Below are 5,681 nucleotides of genomic sequence, written 5' to 3' on the forward strand. Positions count from 1 at the left end.
TTTCTATTCGGTTTTTATTTAATAAATTAGTTGCTTAAACCACGCAACAAACCATATACAACAACATTGTAAAACATTTACCAAATCAACAAAATGAAGAAATACAAATTAAACTTTCTAACAATTTTACTTCTGATTCCAATGTTTGCGATTGGACAAATTCCGAAAGGACATTTTTTAGACGCAGACGATTCGGCTGAAAAAGGATATAAATTAAAACCTTTCAAACAGAAAAAAGAGGGAATTTATCATTATGCAATTCTGACGGAATTGCCATTTGAAAATGATTGTGAAATCGGAATTTCGGAAAAAGAACAAATTGCTTGTGCGGAAAAAAATCTAAATGGTCTGATAAGGGAAAAACTGAATTCTGAAATGGGATTTAAAGGAAACGTTTATGTTTATCTGACTGTAACTGAAAAAGCGGAAATAATTGACATAAAAGTTAAATCATATCCACAATCAGATGAAATTGATAAAATAATAATGCAAGCAACCGAACAAATAAAAGTTCGACCAGCAAAATATAAAAAGAAGGTTGTTAAATCTCGATTATGGACAAAATTAGAATTTAATTACTTTGAAAATGATAAAGCTAAATTCATTGGAAAGTGGATTGGAGAAGATGAAAAGGATATAGGATACTTGAACTTTGATTCGGAAGGTTATGCATATTTCGAAATACAAGGACAAATAATGGGCGGAAAAGAGTTTGTTCAAAATGGAAAAAAAGGAAGTATGACCTATGAAATAAATAGCGAAACAAAACCTATACAAGTAGATTTAATAGTAACGATGTTTGAGAGTAAACAACAAAAGAAACTACTTTGTATCTCGAATTTTATTGATGATGACACAATGGAATTTGCTATCGGCTTTGAAGGAATACGTCCGACCGAATTTGATTCTGAAGACTCAATAATTTTGAAACGTGATAAATAAAAACGTTTTACAACAACGTTTATAATTAATGGCTAGTTTTGGCTTGCTTACGAAAATCCTCGCGGATTTTCTATTTGGTTTTTATTTGCTAAATTAGTTACTTAAACACGCCACTAATCATACACGAGACCGTTGTAAGCAATTTAACACCAACATACTACAATAAAGAAAATGGACGCAATAACTAAAAGCTTTTTAAAGGAATTTGTAGAAAGCAAAAATTACACATCTTTAACTTTAAGCGACCAATTTGAAATGTTCGCTAACTTTTGTATTGTAAATAAAGAATATGATTCTGTGAGCTTCGATGAAAAAGAAATCTCAACAGGAAAAAACACTCAAGGAATTGACGGAATTGGAATTATTGTAAATAATAAGCTTTGCAACTCAGTTCAAGAAATACAAGAACTAATTGATTTAAATAGATTTTTAACAGTAACATTTATAATTATCCAATCTAAAACTTCTTCAAAATTTGATGGAACTCAAATTGATAATATGTTTCGTTGGACTAAAACATTTTTTAACGAACAAACAGATTTATTTGTTACAAATGAAATGAGGAATTTCATAGAAATCAAGGAGTTTATCTATGCTAATTCAAAGTTTATGAAACATAGAAGTCCTATTTGTAATCTTTATTTCTGTTCAACTGGAAAATGGACTAATGACTCAAACTTACTTGAAGTCGTTAACAGTAATACTAAGGAATTAGAAGATTTAAACTTATTTGAGAATGTAAGCTTCTTTCCTTGTGATTCTAAACAAATTCAAAAACTATACAGAAAAACTAAAGAACCTGTAGAAGCTTCAATAGTATTTGAAAAAAAAGTTACAATTCCAACAATCAATGAAATCAAAGTTGCGTATTCAGGAATGATTCCATTTTCAGAATTCAAGAAAGTTATAATAGATGAATCAGGGAAAATGAAATCCGTTTTTAATGATAATATTCGTGATTATTTAGAACAAGAGAATAATCCTGTTAATACAGATATTGCACAAACTTTGACTAAAGGAAATTTAGATTCATTCTGTATTTTAAATAATGGAGTTACAGTTGTTGCAGATGAAATATCAGGCCCAGGAGATAATATAACTATAACAAACTATCAAATTGTTAACGGTTGTCAAACAAGTAATGTCTTATACGAAAACAGAAATGTTCCTGAAATAGACAAAATGCACATTCCTTTAAAAATAATAGTAACTGATAATTCAGATATTAAAAGTAAAATAACAAGGGCTACAAATAATCAAACAGCAGTAGACGCTGTGGAATTAGAAGCACTTACAGAGTTTCAAAGAAATTTAGAGTTCTATTATCAAGCTTTGCCAAATGACAATAATAAACTTTATTACGAAAGACGAACTAATCAATTTAAAAGTTCTGAAATTCCTATGAAACGCATTGTAAATAGGGAAACTCAAATTAAAGTCTTTTCTTCAATGTTTTTAGACAAACCACATTTAGTTGCAGGTTATTATGGAAAGTTAATAAAAGATATGGGAGATGACATTTTTAATAATGAACACGATTATCTGCCTTATTATACAAGTGCATTAACTTATTACATTTTAGAAAATTTATATAATAACAATAAACTCGATAAATCAACGAGAAGATTTAGATATCAAATTCTTTTAATTTTTAGATTTTTAATATCACCACAATCAGTACCGAATCCAAAAGACAAGAAAAAATCTGAAATATTTTGTAATAGAATATTAGAAGTTTTAAAAAATGAGGAAAATGCAATTTCTATATTTCAAGAATCAATAGAATTCTTACAGAGTGATTTTTTAAATTTAGACTTTAAAGATAGAAAAACTGTTGAAAGAAAAGGAACAACAGATATAATTACGAATGGATTAATAGAAAAATATTTGAAACAAGCATAAAAACTGCTTACAACAACGTGTATAATTCATTGCTAGTACTCGCCTACTTACGAAAATCCTCGCGGATTTTCTATTCGGTTTGTATTTGCTAATTTAGTTGCTGAAACACGCAACGAAATCATACACAAAACCGTTGGCAGTAATATAACTTAACCTCAAATAATGAGATATTTAACGACTTTTTTGCTTTTTTTGGTGTTAGTGAATTGTCAAAAAAAAGATAATAAACCTGAATTTATAAAAGCAGAATTTATTTCTTCAAAAATTGACAGTATGAATTCTGAAAAAGAAGTTCAAGCTTTCGTCAATCAATTAAAACATCCTTTTTATGAGCAAAAAATATCCGATGATTCAATTAGAATTTACAGAAAATTTGAAGAATTTGAACTTAAAAAAATAAGTGAATTTAAAAGAGATTGCAGATTTGACGAAGACACTTTAACTAAAAAAGTTGCTGACTCTTTAAAAATAAACAAAAGTTTTTATAAATCAGATTTTGACAACAATGGTTTTACAGATTTATTGATAATTGGAGATGGCCACAATTGTATGGCAATGGCTGGCTGTGAAGATGGCGAATATATCTCTTGTGATTTCGGAGTTTACTCTCTTATGAATTTCGGTAAAGATTCTATTAATTCTATCGATTTAAATTTTATAACCAAGACTTTATCTTTTGTTCCAAAAATTATTGAGACTAAAAATGGTTCATTCATCGAATTACATAAACCGTTGGATTACAAAATTGGTGATGAAGGAAAAAACACGTTCGGTAGAGTTATTCCATTAATATATAAATATGGAACTTTTATTGAGCGTAACGAAAAAAAGATAGAATACGACATTGAAAAAATAGAGTTTATTGCTAATGGCTGTATGGCAGGTTGTCCTGAATTTATAATTTCAATAGACAAAAATAAAAACGGAAAATTCAATGCGTTAAATTATAATTGGTTTGACAAAAATTTCTCATACGATTTGGAACCTAACGATGTCAATGGAGAATATAAAGCTCAAATTTCAGATAAACATTTTAAAGAAATATATGGAATTATCAATTATTTAAATTTTCCAAATTTGGATAATTCATATTATTCTGGTGCAATTCACTCAAGCTCTGTTATTTTAAAAATCACATACAACAATGGAGAAATTAAGACAATAAAAGACGACGGATTAATTGGAACTTATGGTCTTAAAAGAGTTTATGATATGTTTTACGACTTAAGATTCAATCAAGAATGGAATTAAAAATACTACTGCCAACAACGTGTATAATTAATTGCTTGGTCACTGCCGACTTACGAACATTCCTGCGGAATATTCTATCTGTAATTTATTTGCTAAATTAGGTGCTTAACTACGCAACTAACCATACACATCAACGTTCTACGCAATTTGAGAAAAACAGTACTTAATATAATAATTCTGACTTTAATTTTGATTAGTTGCAAACAAAACAACAAATCGGAATTAAATACTCGTGAATTAACTCAGATTGAAATTACAGATGAATACAAACTTGAATTTCTGAATCAAATCTTGTCAGATAATTCAAAATCGAGAATAATATTTGATAAAAAGGAGTTGATTTCTAATTTATCTATAAATATTCCCCCAACTTTACCAGTAGACTTAAAAAACCCAAAACGGACCATATCTCATTCTGAATTCATATCTGATACTTTAAAAATAAATGATATTGACTTTGTAAAAGGACAATTCCAAAAGAATAAGGGGTTCAACATTTCGAGAATAAAAGAATATGAATTTAATGTCATTGACATAAAAAAATATACTGAGAACAAAATTGAGTGGGATTCTATAAACAAGATTGCAGAAAAATATTATGCGGAAAACAGCGTTGCAAATATTTACTCAATTCTGTACATAACCAAACCCATTTTCAATAAAGAACTGAATTTGGCTTATGTAAGAATTAGACAAGGTTCTGGAGGAATGACCAGAATTTATGAAAAACATAATAGAATTTGGAAATTAAAATATGAATTAGATAATTGGGTGGAATAAAAACTGCGTAGAACAACGTGTATATTTTATTGCTAGTTCTCGCCTACTTACGAAAATCCTCGCGGATTTTCTATTCGGTTTTTATTTGCTAACTTAGTTGCTTAAACACGCAACAAAGCATACACAAAACCGTTAGCAGCAATTACTACAAAAAGTGAATAAACTCGACTATAGCATATCATTAAGAGCAAAAAAGTTATCCAAAAAAGAGATAATAAAAGAAATGAGTGAAAATGGGTTTAATGAATCTGAAATAAGCTATTACTTAAAAAAATCTGACGAAATATATCTAAATCAATTATTGAATAACAAACAATCAAAATCTACTACTAAATCAAGTCGTGTTTTTAAGTCTGTTGTTCTTATAATTACACTACTCTTATTGCTAGCAGTTTTCTATGGATATGCAAGAATCGGTCTTATTGGGTTGTTTATATTTTGGAGTTTAGTTAAGTTCGGCTCTTACAAGAGATAAAATGTTAGTTTATTTTGACTTTAAAATCAAATTAATCACAAAACTTAACTCAAAAAACAATGTTTGACATCGGACTTGTTTCTTATCAGTCAATTTTTTTACTGTTGCGATCTGCGTCGCTCTCCTACTCTACAACGTCGGACTGACAAACAAAACGTTCAATGCTGACTCTAAAAAATTAAAAACGGCTGCTAACAATGTATATAATTTATAGCTGCTTGTAGCCTACTGTCGAAAAACCTCACGGTTTTTCTATTTCGGTTTTTATTTGCTAACTTACTCGCTTATAACACGCAACAAATCATATACGAGACCGTTGTGATTAATATTG

At 28.7% G+C, this 5,681-nt stretch carries 4 protein-coding genes; all 4 read left to right on the forward strand.

Annotated elements, in window-relative coordinates:
* Positions 1–93 precede the first annotated feature (93 nt).
* The 4 genes from KO504_RS06600 (at position 94) to KO504_RS06615 (ending at position 4,875) form a co-directional block, all read left to right on the forward strand.
* Positions 94–942, forward strand: coding sequence for a hypothetical protein (locus KO504_RS06600; protein ID WP_215925546.1), 849 nt, complete (start codon positions 94–96; stop codon positions 940–942).
* A gap of 171 nt (positions 943–1,113) precedes the next feature.
* Positions 1,114–2,844, forward strand: coding sequence for an AIPR family protein (locus tag KO504_RS06605; RefSeq protein ID WP_215925547.1), 1,731 nt, complete (start codon positions 1,114–1,116; stop codon positions 2,842–2,844).
* A 273-nt stretch (positions 2,845–3,117) separates the two neighbouring features.
* Entirely contained in the window at positions 3,118–4,095 is a 978-nt protein-coding gene (locus KO504_RS06610; RefSeq protein ID WP_215925548.1) for a DUF6438 domain-containing protein, read from the forward strand.
* Positions 4,096–4,284: 189 nt separating this feature from the next.
* Positions 4,285–4,875 carry a hypothetical protein gene (locus KO504_RS06615; RefSeq protein WP_215925549.1) on the forward strand — a complete coding sequence of 197 codons (591 nt, stop codon included), beginning with the start codon at positions 4,285–4,287 and terminating at the stop codon, positions 4,873–4,875.
* Positions 4,876–5,681: the final 806 nt, after the last annotated feature.

It is taken from the genome of Winogradskyella psychrotolerans, assembly GCF_018860565.1.
Classification (GTDB): Bacteria; Bacteroidota; Bacteroidia; order Flavobacteriales; family Flavobacteriaceae; genus Winogradskyella; species Winogradskyella damuponensis.